The organism is Furfurilactobacillus sp. W61-4 (genome assembly GCF_057545565.1).
The window spans coordinates 73,307-99,831 of record NZ_BAAJNZ010000004.1; the positions used below are offsets into that span (position 1 = coordinate 73,307).

Below are 26,525 nucleotides of genomic sequence, written 5' to 3' on the forward strand. Positions count from 1 at the left end.
TCTTCGATCTCGTCAATCTAAAATCAAGGTGAATGCCACCCATCGAGCCAACAAGCTGCAGCCTTGATGCGAGCCCTTAAGCCTCCACTCGTTCTTTAGGAATAACTAAGCGAATATATAGCGCAGCGGTGATCCAGTAGTAAATGGCGTACATGGCGCAAAAGCCCAAAATAATCCAGCCGATCATTGCGTACGGATCTAATAACAGGTCTTTGAACATCTGCAAACCAAACAAGACATCAACAATTCCCAGCACACCCGGAATGGCAAATAAGGTTAGCACTTCACTGCGCACGGCTGATCGCATTAACTGCTGGCGCGCACCAATTCTGTTCAACATTTTGTAGCGTACAATATCTTTTGTTGCTCCCGACAAAATCTTAAACATTAGGCAACTAGCCAACATCGCTAAGAATGCAAAACCGAGGAAAAAGCCCATAAACTCCATTCCGCCAAACATGGAATTAAAGAATTGATACCACCCAAAAGTACCGACCATTTGCCCGTCATTCTGACTAAAGCGCTGCTGTTGAGTCTTTACGAGCTGAGTTAACAATGGTTGGTTATGTTGGCTCGTCAGATCATCAGTTTTGATTAGTGTAACTTGATGCGTGGGTGCGTCTATTCGAGTAAATGCTGATTGGCTCACAACCTCACTGACCTGTTGCCCTCGTTTTGGAACTAAGCTTGCGAATTCTGGTTGATTCACACCATCCGATTTCAATTGAGCAATCGAAAGTGTCTCAAGTTGTCGCTGACCATTCACCCCGTCTGTCGTTTTAGCAATCTTAAACGGCTGTTTTAAAAATTCTTGTTCGGAGTAATAAACTTTTTGACCAACAATCTTTTGCGTATAGGTTACCTGCTTAGCACCATTTAGTTGGTGCATTTGTCGCTGTTGTTTAGGATTGGCATCATTAATCACGACCGCATAGGCCCCCACTGATCTAGCCATTTGGGGTACCTGTCGATGCAGCTGCGTTCCGACACTGATCGCCCCTAACGATAACGCAAAGAGTAAAGAAACGATGGTTAAGATCCGCGTATAACTTTGAATACGGAACATAATTTGACCTAAAGTAAAATTGTGTAAGGCGTGGTTAGCAAAATTAGTTCGCTTTAATAAGCGAATCATGCCGACGACCAAACCATTGAACAAAAAATACGTCCCCGCCGTAATTGTCACTAGAGCAATTGGAATCGCCGAAAGTTGCAGCGTGTTAATTTTTGCCATCGCTAAGTAGCCACTGCCGAGTAATAACACCCCACCAACAATCTCCAATGCCTGAACCAGCGAATGATTGCGTGGTACAAATGCCTGGTCATCGCTGTGCAACAACGTTAAAACAGGTGTTTTGACCAACTTAGCCATATTGAATAGCGCAGCGATTAAAAACAGACCAACAAATAATCCAAGCGTCGTAATGATGGCTGGCCCATAGATCACACTAAAGTGTTTAACCGTTAAATCAAGCTGCCTAAACAGAAATCCTGACAAACCAGCGCTTAGACCAATACCTATGACAATCCCAATAATCGTGGCAATAATGCCAAGCAGAAGTGTTTCAAGTACAACAAGTTGACCAATTCGGTTTTTCTTAGCGCCTAACATCATGAAGAGACCATAATCATGTTGGCGCATACTAAGTAAAAAGGAATTTGCATACCCCAAATAAACAACGGTAATGATCATCAGCAAGACCATGCCAAATTTGAATACTTGACTGGCCGCATTGATCGTTGTGTTGGCATTGATAAAAGCTTGATTTGTCGCTAAATTAGCGAACATATAAAAAATTGCCGATGAGATCACTAGCCCGGTTAAGAGTACTAAATAATCTTTTAGTCGATGCTTAATGCCCGCGAGCGCGAGTTTCGTTAACATGTTTGCGCCCTCCTATTTGTCAAATGTGCCAAGCTGATCTAGGATTTGTTGATAAAACACTTGGCGCGTGGCATCGCCGCGAATGAGCTGGTCATTAATCTGGCCGTCTGCAATGAACATAATTCGATCACAAAAGCTGGCCGAAAATGGATCATGAGTGACAAGTAAGACAGATACATGCTGTTTCTTGTTGATATCTGTCAGCAAATCTAACAAATCGCGAGCCGATTTTGAATCAAGCGCTCCGGTTGGCTCGTCACCCATTACAATCGCCGGATGATGCACAATCGCGCGGGCAGCGGCCACACGTTGTTTCTGACCGCCAGACAATTCAGCTGGATATTTATCTAACAGATTGGCAATTGATAAGCTGTATGCAACTTCCTCAACCGCTTTGCGGATTTCTTGTTTTGCCCGTCCTTGCAGTGATAAGGGTAAACCGATGTTTTCGCGAGCCGTTAAACTCTCCAACAAATTGAAATCTTGAAAGATGAAGCCGATTTCTTCGGAACGAAAATCTGACAATGACTTGCCCCGATACTGAGTGATTTCCTTGCCGTTAACCTCAACACTGCCACTAGTCGGTATATCTAACGTTGACAACAAATTTAGTAACGTCGTCTTACCAGAACCCGAAGCACCCATGATGCCAACGAACTCGCCCTCGGCAACCGTTAGATCGATACCTTTTAAAGCTTCATATTGCGTTTCATTTTTGCGTCCATATGTTTTGTGTAAATTAGCAACTTTTACCACTGGTGTCATTTGCATAAATGATTCCTCCCTTAGCTACCTATATGGTTAATTACTTGTGCAACTAACCATATAGGTAACACACTGGAAAGTCAACCCATTCATTCATAAATTCGACTTAATCTGTCGACCGGTTCCATTACTCACAGGTACCAACGCAACCTATCAACTGGCCACTGCTTCACAAACCCCTTAGTTAAGACCACTAAAAAAGTCGCTGCCTAATTTGGGCGCGACTTTTTAATCATCATTTACTTAAACATCGAGGGTTGTTTCGCTCTCTTTTGACTTAGTCTTACTCTTACTGGTTTTACTATCGTCAGTAGCCGGCTTCTCATCATCAACTGTTTCTGCCGCTTCGACATCCCCATCCATATGATAGGCTTGGCGAACTTTATCATAAATTTCTTGGCGCATTTGCTCATGTTCGGCCGCTTCTAAATAAGCTTTGACGTTTTCACGACCTTGTCCGATTCGTTCACCGTTGTAGGCATACCAAGCGCCGGATTTGTCGACAATATCCTTATCGACCGCCATATCTAACAATTCCCCAGATTGAGAAATCCCATGCCCATACATGATGTCAACTTCGGCCACTTTAAACGGTGAAGCCACTTTGTTTTTCACCACTTTAATCCGTGTCCGGTTTCCCATCACTTCCGTGCCATCTTTTATTTGTTCAGCACGGCGGACTTCAAGACGAACAGTTGAATAAAACTTCAAAGCTCGACCACCAGGTGTTGTTTCTGGGTTACCAAACATAACCCCAACCTTTTCCCGAATTTGATTGATAAAGATCGCAATCGTCTTGGTCTTGTTAATCGTTCCAGATAACTTACGTAGCGCCTGCGACATCAGCCGAGCCTGTAGCCCAACATGGGCATCACCCATTTCACCTTCAATTTCAGCCCGTGGTACTAGTGCTGCCACCGAGTCAATGACCACAATATCAATGGCCCCAGATGAAACCAGCGCATCAGTAATCTCTAAACCTTGTTCACCTGTATCTGGTTGCGATAACAATAAGTCATCAACATTGACCCCAAGTGCCTCCGCATACTGAGCATCAAGCGCGTTTTCAGCGTCAATGTACGCAGCCGTACCGCCCTGCTTCTGTACTTCGGCCACGGCATGTAACGCAATTGTCGTCTTACCAGAAGATTCAGGGCCATATACTTCTACAATTCGGCCACGAGGAAAGCCACCAACACCCAGTGCATCATCTAACTTTAATGATCCCGAAGAAATCGTTGAAATTTGCGTGTTGGCATTCTCTCCCAACCGCATGATCGATCCTTTACCAAAATTCTTTTCAATCTTCTTTAACGCAGCATCTAATGCTGTCTGACGTGCATCAGCCAAGGGCAGATCCTCCTTTAATCACGTAACCTAGTGACCCAATCATACCGATTCGATTCAACAAAATCAAGCAAAAAGCGAACAAAAGTTCGTATTATTTTTCAGCTGGCAAGGCTCGTAAAATTAAGTTCAAGCCATTCATTACTGCCCGCCAGCGATTCAACTGACGATCATCACTAAAGTGAAATTCACGGGCGAACACCGGTTGATCTAATATTGAAAGTCCAATCCACACGGTCCCCGCTGGTTGACCTTCCAATGCCTCTGGACCGGCCACACCCGTGAAGGAAATGCCAATATCTGTTTGTAATACCTGGCGTGCTCGTTGCGCCATTGCTTTAGCTGTCGCTTCGCTCACGACCCCATGAGACGCAATCGTCGCCTGAGGAACACCGATGAGTTGCGTTTTTGCGGCCGCAGCATAAGTCACAAATCCACCGGGAAAAATGGCAGAAACCCCGGGAACTTCACCAATCGTGCTTTGAAATAATCCCGCTGTTAAGCTTTCAGCCGCGGTCAATGTTAAATTAGCCTTGATGAGCCGCTTGATCACGACTTCGACCAGACTATTATCATCTCCGTAGCCGTACAAAAAATCGCCGACCCGGCTCTTAATCTGTTGCTCAAGGTTATCTAAGCGCGTTTCGTTATCCTGTATGGAAGGCCCCGACGCAGTTAACCGTAAAGTCACCTCAGCATCCTTCGCATAGGTAGCTAAAGTTGGATTTGTTTGTTCGTTGATTAAATCGTCCAATTTTCGTGCCAATGCTGCCTCACCAATGCCAAAAAAGCGCAATACCCGGGAGGTTAAATGTTCCAACTGAAAATAAGTTTGCTTTAAAAGTGGCACTGCTTCTGAGGTAAACATCGTCATCAGTTCGCGTGGCGGCCCTGGCAGCACCAAAAAATCAGCCCAATTTTCTTGGTGAATAAAATCCCCAACTGCCATTCCATTATGATTTGCCAACGATTGTCCACCACTAATGTACAGGGCCTGTAATCGATCATTATCGCCCATCGGCCGACCAGACCGCTGGTAGTGTAATTTAATTTTTCCCATCGCGACCTCATCTTCGACTAACGTTCGATTCAGATGTCGGGCCACAATTTGCTTTGTAAGATCATCTTTCGTTGGCCCTAAGCCACCCATCACCACAACTAGATCACTGCGCTGCTCAGCTAGCGACAACGCATCTTCTAGCCGTAGCCCATTATCACCGACAACCTGCTGGTGAAACACCGAAATTCCGAGGTCCGCGAGCCCACGTGCAACATAGCTCGCATTTGTATTGTCAATTTGACCAAGTAAGATCTCCGTGCCCACCGCAATAATCTCTGCTTGCATATTTCTCCCTCCGCCTAAGTCTGTTGAACAAAGTGTACATACGTGTAAACTGTCGAAAAGATATTTATCATCATTATAAAGCTTTTTCCCAAGTTTCTCGCGATCGTTCATCTAAATCTATCAAGCCAGACAATCTAATTATCAAAGGCCACTGTTTAAAAAAACGAATTTCAAACGATGAATAAACCATCATCATTCAAAATTCGTCCTAACGACTCACTATTACTAATTTTCTGTGTGTTCCCGTTTTGCTTGCCGGCTAGCTGTCGGTTAGTCTGTAACCTGATCTACTTAAAACCATCACTAAAAACACTGCGGTTCTGAACGAAGTAATCAATGCCAGAGTAGATGGTGAAGAACAGGCAAGTGTACAGCAAAATTCCCGCCATCGGCAGATGCATATTGTTGAAGAAAGCATTATTCAGCAGTAATAAAATAATGGCTAACATCTGGGTGGTGGTCTTGATTTTACCTGGATAGGCAGCGGCCATTACGGTGCCATTGTTTTCAACAATCAACAACCGCAGGCCGGTAATCGCCAATTCACGACAAACAATAATTGCAATGACCCAAGCTGGGGCTTTTCCCATTTCAATAAGGACCACAAACGCAGTCATCACCAGCATTTTGTCAGCTAATGGATCAGCAAATTTGCCAAAATTGGTCACTAAATGTTGACCACGAGCAATTTTACCATCTAATAGGTCGGTTAGAGAGGCAACGATAAAGATCACTGTGGCGATGACGTTCACTAGCGGAATGGTCGTTCCGGCCCAGACAACATTCCCCCAATTAAACGGCACCGCCAAAATGATTAAGAAAATAGGAATTAAAATAATCCGAAAAACTGTTAATTTATTTGGTAAATTCACAAGTTAACCTCCAAGCAAAAAGTGCACCGCTCTCGCTTAAGAGTTGGTACACCGCTGATTTCTATTTAGCCGCACTGGTAGCTGCTTGTAACTGTAACGTCAAGACCCCGGTTGTGCCAGTTCCTTTTGTTAGATCAACTGCCTTGCCATTAATCGTTACCTTTGTCGCCGTCCGATTCCCAAAGGAAACACTAACGCCAGTCGTGCCCGCTGGTAATGTTAATTCCTTATTCGTTCCGGTTGTAATGGTCCCGACGTATAGCGCCCGACCACCAGTAGGTGTGACTTGAACCCAAGAGTCAGCGCCCTTAGCTGTAATCGTCAGTTTGTTAGTCGCGGGGGCATTCTCAACTCGGTACGTGGCATTAGCACCAGTCGTTGTCACCGGAACCAAAGTTTGTTTTGTCTTTGACTTAGTCGTCTCACTGCTGGAAGAACTTGAGCTCGACTGACTTGTTGAAGACGATTTGTGTGAACTAGCCGACTCCGTTTTGCTGGAACTAACCGCCACATGACTGCTTGAAACTGCACTATTGTTGCTCGACTGACGACCACTACGAACAGCGAACACCCAGATTGTCCCTAAAATAATCACCACAATAACACTCACAATAATAATCGGCAGTAAACTTCGTAAACGATCTAAGCCGGTATTTTCTTTCCCAATTTTAGTGGTCTTAGGTTCACGGGTGGTCGGCTGCTCTTCAGTAACTGGCATGACATTTGTCGCAGCAGCCTGTGGCAACTGATCATTATAATCCTTTAATAATTCATCACCGTCCAGGCCCACCGTTTGCGCATACTGTTTGATAAACGCACGTACATAAAAATCGCCTGGTAGTTCTTCGAAGTGGCCATCTTCAATGGCGATCAAATATCGCCGTTGAATCTTGGTCGCTTGTTGGACATCATCTATTGTTAAGCCTTTTTCGCTGCGTGCTTCCTGCAGTTTTTGACCAATCGTTGGTGTTTCATCACTCATAACGTTAAAACTCCATTTATTTTAAAATACGACGCAAGCCGCTACATTCGAGTATAGCATACCGAAAAGCCGATGTTTTGTAACGTCAAAAACCGCAGTAATTTTTAAAGATTACTATTGGTTTCATCAGTTGGTAAAATATCGAACACACTGATGCCTGCCGACTGAATCAGTTGGGTACCAACTGACTGAACATCTGCCAATGTCATCGACTGAAGGATTGTCATTTCATCCATTAAATTAGCCTGATCGAATAAGCGACCTTCATACGCATTAGCAATTGCTTCAACCGAATTCATCATCATAATATGATGTCCGATTGCTTCACGTTTAACTAGTTCAAACTGTCGACTGGCCTGCTGATCCGTCAAATAATCGTTTGTGTGTTCGAGGACAGAAATGATCGCCTCCGAAAAAGCATTCGGCTTGATAGTATCACTACTAATGGTCAGGAAATGAAACCCTCGTTCTAATGAAAAATCATAGTCAAAACTATCGTCAATGATACCTTGATCATACAGGTCTAAATATGTTGGACTAGTGTCAGCAAATAAAATATCTAATAACAGCGTCGCTGCCATGCGATACTTCAAACCCGCTCGTCCTTCAGGTACCTCATCTAAACCACGCAAACCAACAATTGATTTGGGCATGGTCACCTCTAGATGACGACTTCGATATGGCAAAATTTCCGTCGCATCGGTATTTTCAATCACGGTTCGATCAATCGGTTCTGCGGCCGGAAATTCCTTAGTCCCTTGGTTTTCGCGAATCCAACTCATCATCTCATTTGGTTCAAAGCCACCTACGATAAATAAATTCATATTGGATGGATGATAGAACGTTTGGTACGTTGTCATGAGTTGATCGGCAGTAATATGACTGATCGACTCAACGGTTCCTGCAATGTCAATATGCACAGGTTCCGTTGGATATAAATTGCCAACAATGCCCATAAATAATTGCCAGTTAGGATCATCATCATACATTTGAATCTCTTGTCCAATGATGCCTTTTTCCTTGTCCACTGTTGCCGGTGTGAAGTAAGGTGTTTGAACAAAATCCAGTAAAACATTTAGGTTCTCACGTAAATGTCGACTCGCTGAAAATAGATAACTTGTTCGAGTAAAGCTGGTGAATGCATTGGCATCTGCACCATATTCACCGAATAAATCAAAGGCATCGTGATCGGCCTTCTCAAACATCTTGTGTTCCAAAAAATGGGCAACGCCATCCGGAATCGTGATCGCTTGGTCACCGCCTCGTGGCACAAACGTACGATCCGTTGACCCAAAGTCAGTCGTCAAGACAGCATAAGTTTTGTGAAAACCAGTCTTCGGTAATAGTTGAACCAATAACCCATTGGTCAATGTTTCCTCAAACAACGTTTCTCCTAATTGTTGGTACTCATGTCTCTTCAAGGCTAGCCTCCCTAATTCGTCAATAAATATACGGTTGCTAGCGTGGCCAAACGTGCAACCATGGTGACATCTGCAGGTGTCACTGCGTTAATGCCATTCACCCAATCTGCAACTGAAATTGTTTGTCCGGACAAATCGTCAAGTAACTGGCTGCCAATCACCACGCGTGGACTATCTTGAGCTGCCTCCCGCGCGTTAATGAGCGTCTCTTGAACTTGATGGAATCTCTGATCGCTAAACCGACCCTCGGTCAGGTCGGCCAGCTGTTCAGCAATAATTGTTTGGACTTGCTCAGCCTGTTGCCCATCGATGCCAGTTTGAACCGTCAACGTTTGATTGAAGAAGTTGACACTGGAATTAGCATAATAAGCTAAACTATGCTTTTCTCGCACGTTAGTGAACAGCAATGATAACGGCGTGCCGCCAAATAAGCCATTGAAAACTTGCGCGGGGTAATAAAGAGCCTGTCCGTAATCTACGGGGAAATGATAAATCAAATCTAATTTTGCCTGGGTCAAGCTTTCGTGTTTGACGACAGATTTTACCGATGCAGCTGGTTTATTATGATAGAACAAACCACTGGTAGCCGGTTTTCGATCCGCTAATTGAAGTTTGGCGGCAGCCGCCTTAACATTAGCTTCCGCAACATCTCCTAGTACATAAATATGAACCTCATCATCTGTTACCATCTGCTGATACACATCGAACACTTCACTAGCGGTCAACCTGGCGACATCACTCAGACGCCCAGCACTCGGATAACCAGCCACAACCTCACCAAAGTGGAGCCGTTGGGCGGCTAAACGGGCAGCCAATGCCTTATCTTCATCAACCGCGCGCAAAGCGACGGCTAAATTATGTTGCTGCCGCGCAAACGTAATCGAATCAAAGGCTGGCAATCCGGGCTGCAACAACGGGTGGTTAATAACCTCATTCAAAAAATCAAACCCAGCTGATAATAAATCCGGTTGATCCGCCAAATAACGTCCATTCGGCACCGTTAAGGCAAATTGAAATTGTGCCTGATCGCCGTTCTTAGTCACATTAGTACTATAATTAGCGCCATACATATCACTTAAAACACTAGCCAAGTCCGTTTGAGTAGGATACGCTGCCGTACTTGTCTCAAGCAAATCAGCCAGTAATGAACGTGCAGTTAACGTGGCTAGCGATGCTGGGGAACTAAAGGTAATTAACGTGCTAATTGTTTTGAATTGAGTCGTTGGCAGAACGGTCAAATGAACGCCTGCTGCTAAATCAATGGCCATCAATCCCGCCTACCTTTCATCTTCATTGTCATTGATTCATCTTAGCTGAAAATGGGTGGGAACACAATGCTGGGCGCAACGTCATTTGACGATTTAGTGATCCCCAATGAAACACAAGTAACCATTCAAGCGAATTTTAAAAATAAAATTGACAAAACGTAAGCACGGGGCATAAATCAGTGGAATCACTTGACTTATGCCCCGCATTTACGCGATTTAGGATGATAATGAAAATTAGATTTTAGGTTTGTTCTAAACACCGCTTGGTCATTGCCGTTTACTTAACCAAACTATCGGCATCGCGGCCAAACCATTTGTGGTTGATTTGTTGCAACTGACCATCTTTAGCCATCGCGTCTAAGCCCTGGTTTATTTTATTTCGCAGGGTAACATCTCCTTTGCGCAGACCGACCGCATAATCCTCTCCGGCAAATTGGCCAACGATGGTTCGATAAGCCGCCGGATTGCTTTCATGTTTGATGTAATAGTCCGCATAAACTTGATCAATTAAAAGGCCTTGAATCCGATTGGCATTTAGATCGATGAACGCATCATTAAATGTGTCATATTGAACTGGAGCGCCTTTAATGTATCGCTTCAGTAGCTTAGGTTGTGCGTTAACCAGTGATTGACCAGATGAACCAGTTTGCACACCTAAAATTTTGCCACGCATTTGTGAAAACTGTGTGATGTGTTGTGAACGCTTGGTGACTAGGACTTGGTGATTACGTAAATAAGGCTCGGAAAACGCAACTTTTTTTGCTCGCTGTGGAGTTACGGTGTAACCATTCCAAATGGCATCGATCGTTCCATTCCGCAACTCAGTTTCTTTCATCGACCAATCAATTGTTTGAAAATCCACCTTAATGCCATAGTGGGCAAACACGGCCCGGGCTAAGTCCACGTCATAGCCGACCAACTGGCCGTTCTTTTGCCGAAAGCCCATTGGAACAAAACTATCATCTAGCCCAATCACAATTTTATGACGTCGTTCAATTCGTGACCAGGTATCCTCATGATCAGCTCGCCAGGTGACACTTTGACAGCCGGTTAGCGATAACAAACTCCCTAATAACGCAATCAGGATCAACCATCGCCACCAAAGCTGACGCAATCTTCTTTGCATAGTTAATCCTCCATTGCCGCCTTAACTGGGCTAACCGTAACCACTTGATCAGCGATTTGTTGAGCAAATGCTTGATCATGAGTCACCACAATCTGCGTAATTCCTTGCCGTTTCAAGTCCAAAATCAACTCACCAACCGTGTCTCGTAACGTCGGATCTAGTGCCGAGGTTGGCTCATCATAACACAGCACTTCTGGTTGCATCGCTAGTGCTCGGGCAATCGCGACGCGTTGCTTTTGTCCTCCCGAAAGTTGAAAGGGATACTGCTTAGCTAAGGCGGTGATTCCTAGCGAGGCCATCAACCCTTGAACTTGGGCGACTGCTTGGTCCTTTGTTAAATCACCCACTAGCTCTGGTGCCAACGTCACGTTGTCCAACACACTTAAATTAGGAAATAAATTGAAATCTTGAAACACAACCCCGATTTTACGTTCCCGCCCTCGATCGGTGACTGGATCAAATGGCTGTCCGTCTAACATGAACTGTCCAGTGTCCGGCTTTTCTAACCCAGCAATACAACGCAATAAGGTTGTTTTCCCAGCACCAGAGGGCCCGACGACACTCACAATTTGACCATCCGGAACGTTCATTGAGAAATTCTTTAAAATGGTTCGACCGTCAAACGCCTTATTAATCGCTTTAATTTCGAGCATGTTAAAACTCCTTTCTATTCTCATTCACCGTTAGCGATAGTAGCTATAATGACGCTCTAATGAACGAAGTCCCCAAGTGCAGACTAAGGTTAATAACAAGTAGATAATTCCCACCAAAATCAATGGCACTAACGTCACATCTCGAGCAGAAGCTACGTTACCGGCGCGAAGCAAATCGCCTAACCCAATGACATAAACTAATGAGGAGTCTTTGACTAAATTAATCACCTCATTGCCCACAGCCGGAATCACGGATTTCACGACTTGCGGTAGTACAACCCGGCGTAATGTTTGTGTGTAGGTCAAACCAAGCACGCGAGCACCTTCATACTGTCCCGCATTGATACCGGCAAAGCCGCCCCGAAAAATTTCAGCAAAATAGGCGGCATAATTTAAAATGAACGCTAACAAAGCTGCTGGATAGCGTGCAAACACGATGTTGACATCTGGTAAACCATAAAAGATAAACATCAATTGCAGTAACAACGGGGTGCCACGCATTAGCCAGACATAAAAGTTCAACGCCCCCCGAAGTACCGCAAAACGTGATCTCAGCCCTATACTAACCAGAATTCCTAGCGGCAGAGCACCCACTAGCGTCCAAAAGAATATTTTAATTGTCATTGCGGCGCCACTTAATAAGGACGGCAAAATTTCACTGATATAAGTTAATGACATCTTCAATCCTCCATTCATTCCAATAAAAAAATCCCCTAGCCAACAATATCTGTTAACTAGAGGACGTTGGTTAACGCGGTGCCACCTCATTTTATTGCCGCCTCGCAACGACAAACTCGGGGAGTTTTTTAACTTACCAACCGAAATTGATCCTAAAGCAAAACGCCCTCACTGATCTAATCAATTAGATCAGTGAGGGCGTTTTGCCGCGGTGCCACCTCATCGTTTCCAAACATCTCACAATGTTTGGCTCAGCGAGTTAAAAAACTCCTTGGGGTAACGGACCGTCCGACTGTCCCTACAGCTTTATCTAAAAGCCTTCAAGTCAGCAACTCACAGATGTGTTTCAATGGTCAACTTCGCAACCTTCACAGCACCGGTCACTTTCTGTAGAAGTCTGTCCACCTACTCTTCTGTTCATCGTCATTCATCAATTAAAAGTTGAGACTAATATAATCGTCGTCACTACCCTTGTCAAGGGTCTTTTAATGGCTCAAGTAAATTTGCCGCACAGGCCAATATAAAATCACCAGCAAAACTTCGTTAAGTGCCAAGGTCGGTGCTAACGCAGTCACCAAGAAGTCCGTTAATGAGGCACTGGTCAAGCCGACGACTTGAAGAGCCAACCAACTCAATAATGGTTGCAAACCGAAACCAAGAAATCCGACAAGGAGTGTTGCGAACAGGTTTACGGGTAAGTATTGGCGCAAAATACGTGCCAGCCAAACGATAACTGGAAAAATAAACAGATAAACACCCCAATAACCCATGTAAAAGAGATCGAAGATAATTCCGGCACCAACCGCAAACCAATACGTCGGCAAATGCGTGTCATCTTCAAAAAAAGCGGCACACGTCAACCACAATGTCGTTAATTCTGGCACGGCACTGACCGTGGGCCTGAATAGCAATCCCGAAAACAATTGGCTTAAAACACCATCCAAAAAAATACACAGAACTAAACCTAAAACAAAAATCCAGCGGCGTCTGGATTGGCTCATGTTGGTGACCTCCTCATAAAATGGATTTATTTTTCTGCAGCGACGGTCACCACATTAACCGTATCTAAATTACCAGCCGGTTTAATATAGATTTTGTTGGCCAAGCCGTAATCGTCAGCTTGAACATGATCAACTTGACCAACCAAAAGCCCTTTCGGCGTGATCCCACCTAGCCCACTGGTAATCACTTTATCGCCCTTCTTAACGGCTACTTTCGTCGTCACTTGTCCCATCTCAATCAGGTTCTTAGTACTGTCATAGCCGGTTACAATTCCATTAACCGTTTTGCCATTGTCGGCCGTCACTTGGATCGCGAATCGATTAGCCGCGTCATTATCATCAGAAATCAGCTCGACCTTACTGTTGGTCTGATTAACCTCCGTGACCCGGCCGACCAGTCCCTTACCAGATAAAACTGGCATATTCTTCTTAATCCCGCTCACTTGTCCTTTACCAATAACTAATTGATTTTGCCAAGAAGACGGGGTCCGGGCGATAACATTAGCCGTAATGCTCGTATAATCCAACAAACTGGCATCTAGCTTAGACTCCTGTCGTAACTCGCGGTTCTCCTTGGTCATCTCTTGGAGCCGAACCTTGTCTTGAGCTAATTGATCAACTTGTTGTTTTAACTGCTGGTTCTCATCGTAGGTGCTTAATAGTTGAGAAATACTGTTCACACCAGAGCCAATTCCCCCAGCCGGAATACTGATAACTCGATCAGCAAAGCCAGCCACGTCATTACCAAATTGTTGAATCAGCGGCGGTGTATTGCGACGATTGCGCAGTGCAACCGAAGCCGTCATTAATCCCAAACAGGTAATAACGGCCAATGCAATGATCACTAATCGTCGATTTGAAAAGAATCTGTGCATGTGTTCCCTCCACGTTAGGCTGCCATCAAAAAAGTGGAACAAAATAGCTGTGAACCTTTAATTGTTCACTATGATGGTCTTTTAAAAACACCACCACTGCCTTTGTTCCACCCTTATTAACGCCTATCGATTACGCCGTTTCATAACTTCAATACTCTTGAGTGACTCTCCAGTGCCGATTGCGACACAATCAAGTGGTTCATTGGCCACAAATACTGGAACTTTTGTCGCAGCAGAAATGACATCTGGCAAATTTTTCAACAGTGCGCCACCACCTGTGAGCACAATGCCATGATCGATGACATCGGCAGCAATTTCGGGCGAAGTTTCTTCCAAGGTTTCCTTGATGGCTTCGATAATCTCTTCGATCGTATCATGAATCGCGGTTGCCACATCCTCGGCTGTAACTTCAATGGTTTTAGGTAAACCAGAGATTAAGTCGCGCCCCCGGACAGATTCACTATCCATGCCGGCAGTTTCTTCAATGGATGCCGAACCAATCTTGATCTTAAGATTCTCCGCCGTTGTTTCACCAATCAGTAAATTATACTTCTGCCGAACAAACGCCACGATCGTCTCATCCAGCTTATCACCGGCCATTCGAATCGAGCGGCTGGACACAATGCCACCCAAGGAAATGGTAGCAACGTCCGTCGTGCCACCACCAATATCGACTACCATACTCCCAGTGGGATCCATTACTGGTAAGCCAGCGCCGATTGCGGCAGCAAATGGTTCCTCGATCACGTATGCATCACGTGCACCTGCAACCCGCGTCGCATCAATTACCGCCCGTTTTTCAACTTCGGTAATCCCACTTGGCACACAAACCATAATGTATGGCTTCTCAGTCGTACGGCCGAGGGACTTTTCAATATAATATTTCATCATTGCAACGGTCGTATCGTAATCTGCAATGACCCCATTCTTCATGGGACGAATTGCTGAAATGCTTCCTGGTGTACGACCAAGCATTTTCCGTGCTTCTTGACCGACAGCGACGACATCGCCAGTATTCGTGTTACGCGCAACCACTGATGGCTCACGCAACACGATTCCCTTACCCTCAATGTAAACGAGCGTGTTCGCCGTGCCCAAATCAATGCCGATGTTTTTTTGTCCTAATCCAAACACAGTATTTCTTCCCTTCACAAAAGACCCTTGGCCCAAATCATATCGGAAAAAGTATACCATACAAAAAACAGCGAAAACAGATGGTTTCCGCTGTCGATTACAATTTTAACGTTCCTTAAGAGTGATCATGATCAAACGCCGGCTTCCCGCATCGGCAATGCCGGCATCGTCAATTTGCTAAACAAATCATGTTCACTAAAGCTGAAGTACCCGTGAGTGCCAACGACAAAGCAATCCAGCAGATCAATCCCCATCAATTGACCAGCCAGCCACAGTCGTTGTCCAAAAGCCTCATCGCTAGGTGATGGTGTGGCCACGCCACTAGGGTGATTATGCGCAACGATCATCCGTGCTGCATTCGCTGTCACAGCTTCGTAAAAGATATCGCGCGGATGGGCAATGCAGGCATCCACCGTCCCACGAAAGATTTCATGTCGAGTGGTAACTTGGTTTTTAACATTTAGTGTCAATAGCAGTAATGTTTCTTGCCGTAAACCGCTCAATTCCTCGCTCAGCGCAATCCCCACACTGCGACTGGAACCGGCCATCTGTCCCACTTGTAGACCGCCTTGCTGCGTTAATTTTTCCACCATTTGATTAAAATCCTCCCTTATCTGACGTTAATCATACATACGGGAATCCTTCAATTAACCACGAAAAAATCACCCATTCCCTAACTTATTTAAATAAACGACGAACATCACTGATGAAATATAACGATCCAGTAATAATTAAAACGTCATCGGCTGAAAGCTGCTTAGCGGTATCCGCGATCGCCTGCTGCCAATGTTCAAAAGCTGGCACCTCAACAGATAGGCCGGCAGTTAATTCTTGTAGGTTGGCAACTGGCCGGTTGCCCGGTCCAGTAAACTGAGTTAATACCAACTTGACATTGGGCAAGCTAATTAACGTATGCAGCATCGTTTGATATGCCTTATCGGCTAACGCGGCAAAAATGATCGTCACCTGTTGCGTTGCAAAATGTGATGTGATCAGCTGGGCTAATTCCTCAATGGCTGGTTCGTTGTGTGCCCCGTCAATCACTACTAATGGTTGGTCATTGACCTTTTCAAATCGTCCGGCCCAATTTGCCTGTTTTAGCCCAGTCCGAATCGATTTAACATCTACTGGTAAATTCAACCGCTGATGATAGGTCAAATAAGCCGCAATCGCCGTCGCCGCGTTATCAATTTGATAACGCCCCAGCATCTTAATTGATAAATCCTTTAAATGAACGCCAAGCCCATCAAATGTAAAGCGCTCCTGCCAACCGGTCGCGTTCTGGTCAACGGTGGAAAAATCACGATTCATTGCTATCCAGGGAGTTCGTGTTTCCTGAAGCACTTGCTTAATTTGTACTCGTGCAGCTTTGTCTGTGATGTTCCCCGTGATCAGCGGAACACCCGGCTTCGCGATACCAGCCTTATGCCAAGCAATTTGAGCCAACGTATCACCGAGCATTTTCATATGATCTAACCCGATCGTCGTGATCACACTAACTAATGGTGTGATCACATTAGTCGAGTCAAACCGGCCTCCTAGTCCAGCCTCTACTAACACGATATCCGCATGGCCTTCAGCAAAATAGAGCAACATCATCGCCGTTAAGGTTTCAAATTCGGTTGGTCCACCATCGGGTAAGGTCGCATCTAAGGTTGCTTCAATCGGTGCAATTTTTTGAACGAGTCGTAAAATGTCAGCGTCACTAATTGGCTGCCCATCCACACTAATACGCTCGTTAAATTCAATTAGAAATGGTGACGTGAAGGTGCCCACCGTCAGTCCATCAGCCGCTAACAATTCCCGCAAAAACGTCAAAGTCGAGCCTTTGCCATTTGTGCCAGCAATATGGATCATTTTGACCGCTGTTTCCGGATGACCCAAGGCCGCTAACAATTCCCGCATTCGTGTAAGTTCAGGTGATTTTTTGAAGCGCGAACGGCCATGAATATAAGCCACAGCTTCATCGTATGTTTCAATCATTAACATCCTCCTGACAATCGATTACTAAGCGCAAACTTGCCTACGAAATCCAGCTAAAATTTGTTTCGTTATTTTTTAAAATGAAAGACCCCTGTTCCCGAATTTTTGGGAGATAGGGGTCTTTCATCTTCACATAACTCAGATAACCATTAACATTTACTTGGTCTCTCGACTAGCCTTAACAGCGGAAAGCCGGCTGCTAGCTGCCGCTAATTTTTGTTGCCAGTCCACTTGTTTGGCGCGTTCTTGTTCAACCACCTCCACAGGTGCATTTTTGACAAAGCGTTCATTGCCTAGTTTCTTTTCAGAACGGCTCACTTCCTGTCGTAAACCACCGACTTCTTTTTCCAGGCGAGCAATTTCATCATCTAAATTAATCAGTTCAGCCAGCGGAATGTAGACTTCCGCATCGGTAATAATGGCTGACATGGCCAACTGTGGCGCGACAACATCCGCGCCAATTTTTAGTTCTCGTGGATGACAGAACCGGGCAACAAACTCTTCGTTATCGGTCAATAATGCTTTCAGGTCAGCGTTGTTCGTTTTGATGAGTAAATCAACGGCACTACTCATCGGCGCATTCGCTTCTGCCCGAATATTTCTTACGGCGGTAATCAACTCAATTAATTTGCTCATATCTAGTTGAGCCTGATCATCGACCAGTTCATCATGCACCACTGGATAATCCGCGATCATGATCGACTTTCCTTGATGTGGCATCTCTTGCCACAGGGCTTCCGTGACGAACGGCATAATCGGATGCATCAGCTTCAAGGTCTGATCCAGCACATACCCCAGAACGTTTTGCGTCGCTTGCTTAGCGTCCTCATTATTTCCGGATAGGACTTCTTTAGTCATTTCGATATACCAATCACAGAAGTCATTCCAAATGAAATTATACAGCGCACGACCGACTTCACCAAATTCATATTTATCAAATAACCGGTGGACATCCGCCGTCGTTTGATTGAGACGATTTAAAATCCAGCGATCCGCCAAGTTCCACTGTGACTTCGGTGGCAATTTTGGCGCGTCCATATCCCCCAAGTTCATGATGACATACCGGCTGGCATTCCAGATCTTATTGATAAAATTCCAAGCTGAATCAAGCTTCGTTGAATCATACCGAACATCTTGACCCGGTGTTGATCCGGTTGCTAAGAACCACCGCATTGCGTCAACACCGTATTGATCAATGACATCCATTGGATCAATCCCATTTCCAAGTGACTTGCTCATCTTACGACCCTGGGAATCACGCATCAGTCCATGCATCAATACATCCTTAAACGGTCGACGACCAGTGAATTCAACTGATTGGAACATCATTCGTGAGACCCAGAAAAAGATAATGTCATAACCAGTCACTAATGCATCTGTTGGGAAATAACGCTGAAAGTCTGGCGCTGATTCATCAGGCCAACCCATCGTTGAAAATGGCCACAGCGCTGAACTAAACCAAGTATCTAAGACATCTGGATCCTGTTCCCAATTTTCCGCATCGGTTGGTGCTTCCATCCCGACGTAAGTTTCGCCAGTTTGTTTATTGTACCAAGCCGGAATTCGATGTCCCCACCACAACTGTCGAGAAATAACCCAATCATGGACATTTTCCATCCACTGTTCGTAGGTATCTTCAAAGCGCGCCGGCCAAAATGAAACCTTATCATCCGTCTTCTGATGCGCTAATGCTTGGTCGGCCAAAGGTTTCATTTTGACAAACCATTGGGTTGATAAACGAGCTTCTACCTGTACGCCAGTTCGCTCTGAATGTCCCACCGAGTGGGTAATGGGTTCGATGTTCAACATCCAATCACCGGCCTGCAGATCTTTGACAATCGCAATTCGTGCGTCAAACCGATCCATCCCGTTGTATTTGCCGGCATTTTCGTTCATTGTTGCATCTTCGTTCATCGTATTGATCCGTTTTAAATCATGCCGATTTCCCACGAGAAAATCGTTAGGATCATGGGCGGGCGTGATTTTCACCATTCCCGTGCCAAACTCAGGATCGACATATTCATCCGCAATAATCGGTATTTCTCGATCAACCAATGGTACTTTAACGTGTTTACCCACTAAATTTTTGTACCGCTCATCGCTCGGGTGAACGGCCACAGCTACGTCACCAAACATCGTTTCAGGCCGAGTCGTGGCAATCTCAATATAATCTTTACCATCAAATGTCGTGCCGTCGGTAAAGGGGTATTTAACGTGGTAAAAGGCGCCTTTATCATCCTCATGGATAACTTCAATATCAGATAATGCCGTTCGCGCCTGCGGATCCCAATTAATAATATACTCGCCGCGATAAATCAGGCCCTTTTCGTACAAGGTAACAAAGACCTTTTTGACAGCATCTGACAAGCCGTCATCCAGTGTAAATCGTTCGCGACTGTAGTCCATTGAAAGACCCAGCTTAGCCCACTGTTTATGAATGGTCTTGCCATATTCATCCTTCCAGTCCCACACCTGTTGAATGAATTTCTCGCGGCCTAAATCGTATCGGGTCAGGCCTTGTTCACGTAAGCGAGCTTCTACCTTGGCTTGAGTCGCGATACCGGCATGATCCATTCCTGGCACCCACAACGTGTCATACCCTTCCATCCGTTTATATCGGACTAGCATATCTTGTAACGCCGTGTCCCATGCATGACCTAAGTGAAGTTTCCCCGTAACATTGGGTGGCGGTAGCACAATTGAATAAGGCTTTGCGTCCTGATCACCCGATGGTTTAAACAGGCCTTCATCCAGCCACTTTTGGTAGCGGCCCTCTTCCACTTGATTCGGATCATACTTAGTCGGTAAATCCTTTGCCATCTCATCATTTCCTTTCAATTCAGTCATTTTTAAAACCAAAATAAAAATCGCCCCAATAAAAATTAGGACGATTAACTCGCGGTACCACCTAAATTGGGCCACAAACACCCCACTTAGCACGTGTAACGAACGTGAACCGACGCTGCCTACCGTCTGTTTTCACAGATATTGAGCAGCATTGCTTCCAAGTTACCTTCGCCATAATCAGGCTACCGACTTTCATCACCGTCAGCTTGCTGAAAGCCTGAATCATCCTACTCTCTTGGTCACCGCATTTACTGGTTTTTAATTTGTTTTATCATAAGCTGTTCATGTCGACGCGTCAAGATAAACCTTACCACAAAACAATGGTCCGACCGGTAGACAAAGCTTAGACCACACGCGTCTTAAATCTGTGTGCCCCAGCGCCGGATAAAAAATTTCGCTAATAACCGCCAAGGTGAACGGGCCACAAAGCTGTGCCACTAACTAGGTTTTTTAGTCAAAAATAAATTGTCATAACAACTTGATGAGGTGCCGCTCACTGTTGGAATTGCGCTAAGGCAGCGATGGCCCCCGTATAATCCGGTTCATCACCAATATTGGCCACAATTTGCCGATAAACGACCGTCCCCTGAGCGTCCATGATGTAAACCGCCCGCGCCAAAACATCCAGATCAGGAACGAGTAACTTAGTTGCATAGCCAAATGATTCTTCTTCATCAGACAGCACTGTCAGGTTTTTAACCCCTTCAGCTGCACACCAGTCGGCCTGTTCAGCCGGAGTGTTCTTGGAGATTGTTATGAACCGAATATCCGGATACTGGTCAGCTTCAAGGTTAAACTTACGGGTTTGCGCAGAACATACCGGCGTGTTTAAGTCAGGCACCACGCTAATCACCAGCGGTTGGCCAATCAATTCTGCCATTTTAACCTTATTGTTATCGGCATTAAACACTTTAAAGTGCGGCAACGTGTCCCCTACTGCTAATGGTTCACCAACAAGTTGAACATTTGCGTCATTTGCAACAATTTCCACAGAGACCACTCCATTTCTTTGTCATTATCAGTCATTAACCAATCCCACGAGTCAAATACTAGTATTGAGTCGCTTTGCGGTTTATTCTAACCTATTTGCTTGCTAAGTAAAGGAAATCGCCTAACTTTCCTTTAAGCTGTATTGGGGGAAACGTGATCACGACCTCTCCACCAAGTAACACAAAAACATCGTCTCCCAGTCAGCAGACGATGTTTTGTCACTAAATTTCATGATTTATAATTCTAAACTAATTCAACCGGTTGATCGTGCACCATGATCGTTATTGGATCACCAGTAATCAATTTAAGCTTTGTATCGTTCTTATCCACGTGAACTTCGATTAATCGCCCACGGAATAATTGCCGGAAAGTATAGCTCGTCCATTTCTTTGGTAAAAATGGCGCAAAGGATAATTGGTCGTGTTGAACCCGCATCCCCGCAAAGCCTTGGACAATGGCCAACCAACTCCCAGTCATCGACGTGATGTGTAAGCCATCCGCGGTATCATTATTGTAGTTGTCTAAGTCTAGTCGTGAGGTTCGCTCATACATTTCGACAGCCTTGTCTTCTTCGTGCAGATCGGCGGCCAGAATCGAATGAATTGCGGCCGACAAGCTCGATTCATGAACCGTTAGTGGTTCGTAGAAGTCAAAATTAGCTTTCTTTTGTTCCGGCGTAAAGTCATCAATAAAGTCCCAAATTCCCTGCAAGACGTCGCCCTGCTTGATATATGGAGACCGCAGAATTTTGTCCCATGACCAGTGCTGGTTAATTGGTAACTGATCGGCAGGAATAGCGCTAACCGGTTCGATATCTTTATCTAAAAAACCATCGTGTTGCACAAAGATTCCCAACTCATCATCATGAGGCAGATACATCCGATCAACGATATCTTGCCAGTGCGCCTTTTCTTCGGCGCTAACATTAAGTTTAGCAGCTTGATCAGCGTCAACCTGAGTTAAGATCGCCAATGTGTACCGTAACGTCCACTGAGCCAAATAGTTGGTATACCAGTTGTTATCCACATTGTTTTCATACTCATCTGGCCCGGTAACCCCATGAATCATATACTGCTGATTACGCTTAGAAAAATGCACTCGATCGGCCCAGAAACGACTAATTGCAGTCAGAACTTCACTACCTTCATGTTCAACATAACTAGTGTCACCGGTATAGCGTGTGTAGTTATAAATTGCAAAGGCAATGTCACCATTACGATGAATTTCTTCAAACGTAATTTCCCATTCGTTGTGTGATTCAATGCCATCAAACGTCACCATCGGATACAAGGCGCCAGCAAGCCCTTGCATCTTAGCATTATGAAAGGCTCCATCCAATTGTTGATAACGATACATCAGTAAATTGCGGCTGACCGTGGCCTCCGTAACCCCTAAGTAGACCGGAATCGCAAAGGCTTCGGTATCCCAATAGGTCGCACCGCCATACTTTTCACCAGTAAAGCCTTTTGGTCCGATATTTAACCGGGAATCTTCGCCATAATAAGTCGAAAAAAGTTGAAATAGATTAAACCGAATCCCTTGTTGCGCAGCCGTATCCCCTTCGATGGTCACATCACTCTTGGACCAGCGTTGTGCCCAAATGGCGACATGAGCTTGCAGTAGGTCGTCAAAACTAGCTTGACTAACTTGATCGCGCAACTGATGCATCGCAGCCGCTAAGGAAACTTGGTCGTCATAGTCTCGCGATGAAACCACAATCACCCGTTTTTCCAACGTCCCACTCTGCCCGGGTTCGAGTTGACCAGCAAAACCATTGACGATCTCATTTTCGGCAGCCTCGATTGATCCTTCTGGCAAGGTTGAAGTATTGCTCATGGCCATACCAACCGTAAATTGTGGTGTGCCAAAGTTGTTCGGCTTCGTCCGCGAAATGATTTCACCCGTTGTTGTGTCGCCAGTCGTTTCCAGCACATCCCAGAACCGCTCATCATAATTCGCGTCTTCGTTTTGAACATTAGCATCTAAGGCTGATGCAAAACTAATATTGGTCGCCGTACGACCAACATTTTTAGCATTGACTCTGAGCACCGCCAATTCCTTTTGCGACGCACTGATAAACCGTTCAAACGTTAACGCAACTTTTGCGTCACCTTTCGTCACGACAAACGAGCGCGTCAATGTCGATTGTTGCATATCAAGGTCCAAGGAAAAATCGTTAATGGCATCTGTGGCCAAGTCCAATTTTTCTCCGTTAATCAACACGTTAACTTTGATGAAATTAACCGCGTTGATCACCTTACCGAAGTAAGCCGGGTAACCATTTTTCCACCAACCGACTCGCGTCTTATCTGGATACCAGACGCCACCGATATAAATACCTGGCAAGGTATCACCAGAATAATCTTCTTCAAAAAAACCACGTAACCCCATATTGCCGTTGCCTAAACTGGTCATGGACTCCTGTAAGCGTTTGTCCTCTGGGGCAAATTGATGTGTTACCACGTGCCAAGGCGCCACTGCAAATGTTTGTTTCATAACACTAATCATCCTTTCAAAATCTAATTGGCTGACAATCAATTTTTATTCTGCATACGTCTCGTGAACGATTCCAACCGACAGCGCACCTAAAGCCATCAGAATACCTGATACTAAGATCATGGTTGGCATTGAGGAGCCTAACAGTGGGAAAATACCAAAACTGGCAAGACTGGCCACGATTTGTGGTAAGCAAATGGATCCGTTAAAGAGACCTAAGTAAGTCCCCATGTTAGCTCCTGATAAGGCATTGGTTAAAATCGTGAATGGGAATGCCATCATTGAGGCCCAGGCGATGCCGATTAAGATAAAGGATACAAATAGCATGCCTTGACTGTGAATAAAGAAAACCGAGACGAAACCAATCGCGCCTAAACCTAATCCCAATGAGTAGGCTTGCTTGTGCAAGTTGTTAGGTACCCGAGAAATAACTAATGACCAAACGACGGCTGCGATCGACTGAACAGCTGACATCACACCAAACCAATTCCCAGCAGCTTGATAACCGGCACTGGCTGGATTGACAGCTTGCCACACATTTTTAGCGATCGCCCCAGTGCCATAGGTCCACAAATATTGAAATGCCATCCAGCAGAAGAATTGAACCACCGTGACTGTCCAGAAGACCCGTGGAGCTTTGGCGAGCAGGTGGAACATACCACCGCCTTCTTTGTTCGCATTCACATCAATATTATGATATCGAGCATAAGTGGTTGGATCATACTCTTTGACCCGAAAAACAGTGAACAGGCTACAAATGATTAAGATAATTGCACCGACATAAAATGATACCACGACAGATTGCGGAACAACCCCTTTTTTAGCAGTGTTGGCGACCCCAATTGCCGTGAGTAAAAATGGAAAAATCGAAGCTAACACGGCACCCGTATTGGATAAGAAACTCTGAACGCCGTAAGCAAACCCCTTTTGTTGATCATTGACCATGTCGCCGACCATCATCTTAAAGGGTTGCATCGCCACATTACTGGACAAGTCCATGAATAAAATCGTAATCGCGCCGAACCATAATGCAGCGGCAGATGCATAACCAAAGCCAAGACTGCCGGCATTAGGTAACAGACACATCACGATAACAGCTACGACGGCCCCAATCAGCAAATAAGGAATCCGCCGACCGAGCTTGGGCATCCAAGTACGATCCGAGTAATAGCCGACTAAAGGTTGAACCACTAGCCCGGCCAATGGCGGCAAAATGAAGAACGCCCCTAAGCGCGTTGGGTCAGCGCCAATCGTCTGGAAAATTCGACCCATATTCGAGCTTTGCAATGAAAAGGCCATTTGAACCCCAAGAAAACCAAAACTAATCATCCAAATGGTGCTAGCAGGCAGCGCTGGCAGCTTATGCTGCTTTGGCGTTGTTTCAGTTGATTTATCTTCTGACATGCTACTTCCCTCCATAAATAAATAAGTGCCAATCAATAGTCCTTATTATGAAACCGCTTACAGATAAATGCAACCGTTTGCACAAACTTTTTATATTTTTCTCCGGCTTAACTGCAAAAATGGGATCAGCAAAAGAAAGCAGAGCGAAGCCAGCTGGGTGTTACCGAGCACTAGTGGAGCCTGAGCAGGTAGCATTCTTTGCCAATTGTTCGGGCTAGGCTAGGCACAGGTAACAAGCTGGTGTAGCTCGACAAAGGCTTGTGGCATAAGTATATGTATGCCGAACGTTGCCTCGATAACGCGCGCCAAAGGCCTGCCAATTCCGGCCAACATAAATAGCGCTGTTTCCACGAAGCTCGGGAAACAGCGCTATGTTCGTTGGTACTCGTTGGCAAAGCGGAGTTGTATCACAGCTCCTTGAGCCTTTGAAATCAAGTTAAAATTATTGTAGGGATTCAAACGGCAGAATAATGCAGTTTTCTTGCCCAACTTCTGTCGAGTGCGCACGGAAAACGAGTTCGGCGGCGGCTGCACCTAGCTTTTCTGGATACAAATCGATCGAATGGAAATTTTCATTTGGCAATGGTATTGCGGCAAACCGATTATAGCCAACAATCGGAATCGCTCGATCAGGATAAACCTGTTGCCACTGCTGATAAAAGGCCGTTCCTAATAGGTCATCAGTCGCCAGAACACCGTCAATTTGCGGATTGTCTTTAAGCCAGTCTTGCAGTCGCTCTGGTTCAGAAATTTGATTCAGGATCACATAAGGTGCCGGCACACCACGCTTCTGGGCAATATTTTGAAAACCAGTGAAGCGATTTTGCTCGTAGGTCCAATTCGTACTGGAGCGTACAAAAACTGGTCGATTGGCATGCAATCGGTCAATCAAATACGCTGCTCCCGCTGCGCCTGCCGCGACGTTATCATTATCGACAAAATCATCATCATGTTCCCGACCAGGCCGACCAATGATCACAAAGCGAAGCCCGGCCACTCGTAAATAATCCGCAACCGGATCATCTGCATGGGTATAAAGCAAAATGAACCGTTTGACCTTGGCTTGATCTACCATAGCAACGACATTAGCAAGTACATCTTCAGGTTGTTGACCAATGGCAATTGACAACACATACTGGCGCGCGGTCAGAACTGTATTTATGCCCCGCAAAGCGTCGATAAAGAATGGGTTATCTTGATCGCTGGCTTGGTTTGGTGGAAAAACAACCCCGACCACGTTAGCTTCACCCAAGGTTAAACTTTTAGCATTATAGTTAGGTACGTAACCCAATCGACTTGCCAATGATTGTATTTTACGGCGGGTCGCCATCGAGATCCGCGGATTATTATTCAGAGCACGGGAAGCCGTTGAGACTGAAACCCCAGCCTCGCGGGCAATGTCGCGAATTGTAATCATGAAATCAGCCTACTTCATCAAAATTATGGATCATGG

21 protein-coding genes and 2 other annotated features are annotated in these 26,525 nt (G+C 45.2%); all 21 genes read right to left on the reverse strand.

Translation table 11 applies throughout. The features are described 5' to 3' along the window. Positions 1-76 precede the first annotated feature (76 nt). On the reverse strand, positions 77-1,885 hold the full coding sequence (locus tag AC27FN_RS06060; protein ID WP_487167118.1) for an FtsX-like permease family protein: 1,809 nt from the start codon (positions 1,883-1,885) through the stop codon (positions 77-79). 12 nt (positions 1,886-1,897) lie between these two features. Further along, entirely contained in the window at positions 1,898-2,656 is a 759-nt protein-coding gene (locus tag AC27FN_RS06065) for an ABC transporter ATP-binding protein (protein WP_487167119.1), read from the reverse strand. Between the two features lie 237 nt (positions 2,657-2,893). Next, positions 2,894-4,000, reverse strand: coding sequence for a recombinase RecA (recA, locus tag AC27FN_RS06070; protein WP_487167120.1), 1,107 nt, complete (start codon positions 3,998-4,000; stop codon positions 2,894-2,896). A 91-nt stretch (positions 4,001-4,091) separates the two neighbouring features. Beyond that, on the reverse strand, positions 4,092-5,342 hold the full coding sequence (locus tag AC27FN_RS06075; protein WP_487167121.1) for a competence/damage-inducible protein A: 1,251 nt from the start codon (positions 5,340-5,342) through the stop codon (positions 4,092-4,094). Between the two features lie 287 nt (positions 5,343-5,629). After that, positions 5,630-6,214: a CDP-diacylglycerol--glycerol-3-phosphate 3-phosphatidyltransferase gene (pgsA, locus tag AC27FN_RS06080; protein ID WP_487167122.1), complete on the reverse strand. Its 585-nt coding sequence runs from the start codon at positions 6,212-6,214 to the stop codon at positions 5,630-5,632. Positions 6,215-6,275: 61 nt separating this feature from the next. Then, positions 6,276-7,196, reverse strand: a complete 921-nt coding sequence (locus AC27FN_RS06085; RefSeq protein WP_487167123.1) for a helix-turn-helix domain-containing protein — start codon at positions 7,194-7,196, stop codon at positions 6,276-6,278. A 104-nt stretch (positions 7,197-7,300) separates the two neighbouring features. Beyond that, complete coding sequence (gene yfmH / locus AC27FN_RS06090) at positions 7,301-8,617, reverse strand: EF-P 5-aminopentanol modification-associated protein YfmH (RefSeq protein ID WP_487167124.1); 1,317 nt, start codon at positions 8,615-8,617, stop codon at positions 7,301-7,303. Positions 8,618-8,628: 11 nt separating this feature from the next. Beyond that, on the reverse strand, positions 8,629-9,885 hold the full coding sequence (gene yfmF, locus AC27FN_RS06095) for an EF-P 5-aminopentanol modification-associated protein YfmF (protein WP_487167125.1): 1,257 nt from the start codon (positions 9,883-9,885) through the stop codon (positions 8,629-8,631). A 277-nt stretch (positions 9,886-10,162) separates the two neighbouring features. Further along, on the reverse strand, positions 10,163-11,011 hold the full coding sequence (locus tag AC27FN_RS06100; protein WP_487167126.1) for an amino acid ABC transporter substrate-binding protein: 849 nt from the start codon (positions 11,009-11,011) through the stop codon (positions 10,163-10,165). 2 nt (positions 11,012-11,013) lie between these two features. After that, on the reverse strand, positions 11,014-11,664 hold the full coding sequence (locus tag AC27FN_RS06105) for an amino acid ABC transporter ATP-binding protein (RefSeq protein WP_487167127.1): 651 nt from the start codon (positions 11,662-11,664) through the stop codon (positions 11,014-11,016). A gap of 30 nt (positions 11,665-11,694) precedes the next feature. Further along, entirely contained in the window at positions 11,695-12,342 is a 648-nt protein-coding gene (locus AC27FN_RS06110) for an amino acid ABC transporter permease (RefSeq protein ID WP_487167128.1), read from the reverse strand. 191 nt (positions 12,343-12,533) lie between these two features. Next, positions 12,534-12,772, reverse strand: a binding site (T-box leader). Positions 12,773-12,827: 55 nt separating this feature from the next. Further along, positions 12,828-13,343: a rod shape-determining protein MreD gene (gene mreD, locus AC27FN_RS06115; protein ID WP_487167129.1), complete on the reverse strand. Its 516-nt coding sequence runs from the start codon at positions 13,341-13,343 to the stop codon at positions 12,828-12,830. Positions 13,344-13,369: 26 nt separating this feature from the next. Beyond that, positions 13,370-14,218, reverse strand: coding sequence for a rod shape-determining protein MreC (mreC, locus tag AC27FN_RS06120; protein ID WP_487167130.1), 849 nt, complete (start codon positions 14,216-14,218; stop codon positions 13,370-13,372). Between the two features lie 123 nt (positions 14,219-14,341). Then, complete coding sequence (locus AC27FN_RS06125; RefSeq protein ID WP_487167131.1) at positions 14,342-15,352, reverse strand: rod shape-determining protein; 1,011 nt, start codon at positions 15,350-15,352, stop codon at positions 14,342-14,344. 131 nt (positions 15,353-15,483) lie between these two features. Beyond that, positions 15,484-15,945: a JAB domain-containing protein gene (locus AC27FN_RS06130; protein ID WP_487167132.1), complete on the reverse strand. Its 462-nt coding sequence runs from the start codon at positions 15,943-15,945 to the stop codon at positions 15,484-15,486. Between the two features lie 85 nt (positions 15,946-16,030). Continuing rightward, positions 16,031-17,335, reverse strand: a complete 1,305-nt coding sequence (locus AC27FN_RS06135; protein WP_487167133.1) for a bifunctional folylpolyglutamate synthase/dihydrofolate synthase — start codon at positions 17,333-17,335, stop codon at positions 16,031-16,033. Between the two features lie 156 nt (positions 17,336-17,491). Beyond that, positions 17,492-20,155: a valine--tRNA ligase gene (locus AC27FN_RS06140; RefSeq protein WP_487167134.1), complete on the reverse strand. Its 2,664-nt coding sequence runs from the start codon at positions 20,153-20,155 to the stop codon at positions 17,492-17,494. Positions 20,156-20,215: 60 nt separating this feature from the next. Next, positions 20,216-20,434 (reverse strand) — a binding site (T-box leader). 241 nt (positions 20,435-20,675) lie between these two features. Next, positions 20,676-21,173, reverse strand: coding sequence for a thiol peroxidase (tpx, locus tag AC27FN_RS06145; protein WP_487167135.1), 498 nt, complete (start codon positions 21,171-21,173; stop codon positions 20,676-20,678). Between the two features lie 242 nt (positions 21,174-21,415). Continuing rightward, positions 21,416-23,668, reverse strand: coding sequence for a glycoside hydrolase family 65 protein (locus AC27FN_RS06150; protein WP_487167136.1), 2,253 nt, complete (start codon positions 23,666-23,668; stop codon positions 21,416-21,418). A gap of 45 nt (positions 23,669-23,713) precedes the next feature. Then, a complete protein-coding gene (locus AC27FN_RS06155; protein WP_487167137.1) occupies positions 23,714-25,072 on the reverse strand; it encodes an SLC45 family MFS transporter in 1,359 nt (452 codons plus the stop codon). A 442-nt stretch (positions 25,073-25,514) separates the two neighbouring features. After that, positions 25,515-26,489, reverse strand: coding sequence for a LacI family DNA-binding transcriptional regulator (locus AC27FN_RS06160; protein ID WP_487167138.1), 975 nt, complete (start codon positions 26,487-26,489; stop codon positions 25,515-25,517). Positions 26,490-26,525 lie beyond the last annotated feature (36 nt).

What these genes read in the sequence shown, in the direction of transcription:
- AC27FN_RS06060 (WP_487167118.1), bottom strand. Translation starts at nt 1,885, where the DNA reads ATGTTAACGAAACTCGCGCTCGCGGGCATTAAGCATCGACTAAAAGAT.
- AC27FN_RS06160 (WP_487167138.1), bottom strand. Translation starts at nt 26,489, where the DNA reads ATGATTACAATTCGCGACATTGCCCGCGAGGCTGGGGTTTCAGTCTCA.
- AC27FN_RS06085 (WP_487167123.1), bottom strand. Translation starts at nt 7,196, where the DNA reads ATGAGTGATGAAACACCAACGATTGGTCAAAAACTGCAGGAAGCACGC.
- AC27FN_RS06110 (WP_487167128.1), bottom strand. Translation starts at nt 12,342, where the DNA reads ATGTCATTAACTTATATCAGTGAAATTTTGCCGTCCTTATTAAGTGGC.
- AC27FN_RS06155 (WP_487167137.1), bottom strand. Translation starts at nt 25,072, where the DNA reads ATGTCAGAAGATAAATCAACTGAAACAACGCCAAAGCAGCATAAGCTG.
- AC27FN_RS06140 (WP_487167134.1), bottom strand. Translation starts at nt 20,155, where the DNA reads ATGGCAAAGGATTTACCGACTAAGTATGATCCGAATCAAGTGGAAGAG.
- yfmF (WP_487167125.1), bottom strand. Translation starts at nt 9,885, where the DNA reads ATGGCCATTGATTTAGCAGCAGGCGTTCATTTGACCGTTCTGCCAACG.
- AC27FN_RS06065 (WP_487167119.1), bottom strand. Translation starts at nt 2,656, where the DNA reads ATGCAAATGACACCAGTGGTAAAAGTTGCTAATTTACACAAAACATAT.
- AC27FN_RS06130 (WP_487167132.1), bottom strand. Translation starts at nt 15,945, where the DNA reads ATGGTGGAAAAATTAACGCAGCAAGGCGGTCTACAAGTGGGACAGATG.
- AC27FN_RS06100 (WP_487167126.1), bottom strand. Translation starts at nt 11,011, where the DNA reads ATGCAAAGAAGATTGCGTCAGCTTTGGTGGCGATGGTTGATCCTGATT.
- AC27FN_RS06135 (WP_487167133.1), bottom strand. Translation starts at nt 17,335, where the DNA reads ATGATTGAAACATACGATGAAGCTGTGGCTTATATTCATGGCCGTTCG.
- mreC (WP_487167130.1), bottom strand. Translation starts at nt 14,218, where the DNA reads ATGCACAGATTCTTTTCAAATCGACGATTAGTGATCATTGCATTGGCC.
- AC27FN_RS06105 (WP_487167127.1), bottom strand. Translation starts at nt 11,664, where the DNA reads ATGCTCGAAATTAAAGCGATTAATAAGGCGTTTGACGGTCGAACCATT.
- mreD (WP_487167129.1), bottom strand. Translation starts at nt 13,343, where the DNA reads ATGAGCCAATCCAGACGCCGCTGGATTTTTGTTTTAGGTTTAGTTCTG.
- AC27FN_RS06150 (WP_487167136.1), bottom strand. Translation starts at nt 23,668, where the DNA reads ATGAAACAAACATTTGCAGTGGCGCCTTGGCACGTGGTAACACATCAA.
- AC27FN_RS06075 (WP_487167121.1), bottom strand. Translation starts at nt 5,342, where the DNA reads ATGCAAGCAGAGATTATTGCGGTGGGCACGGAGATCTTACTTGGTCAA.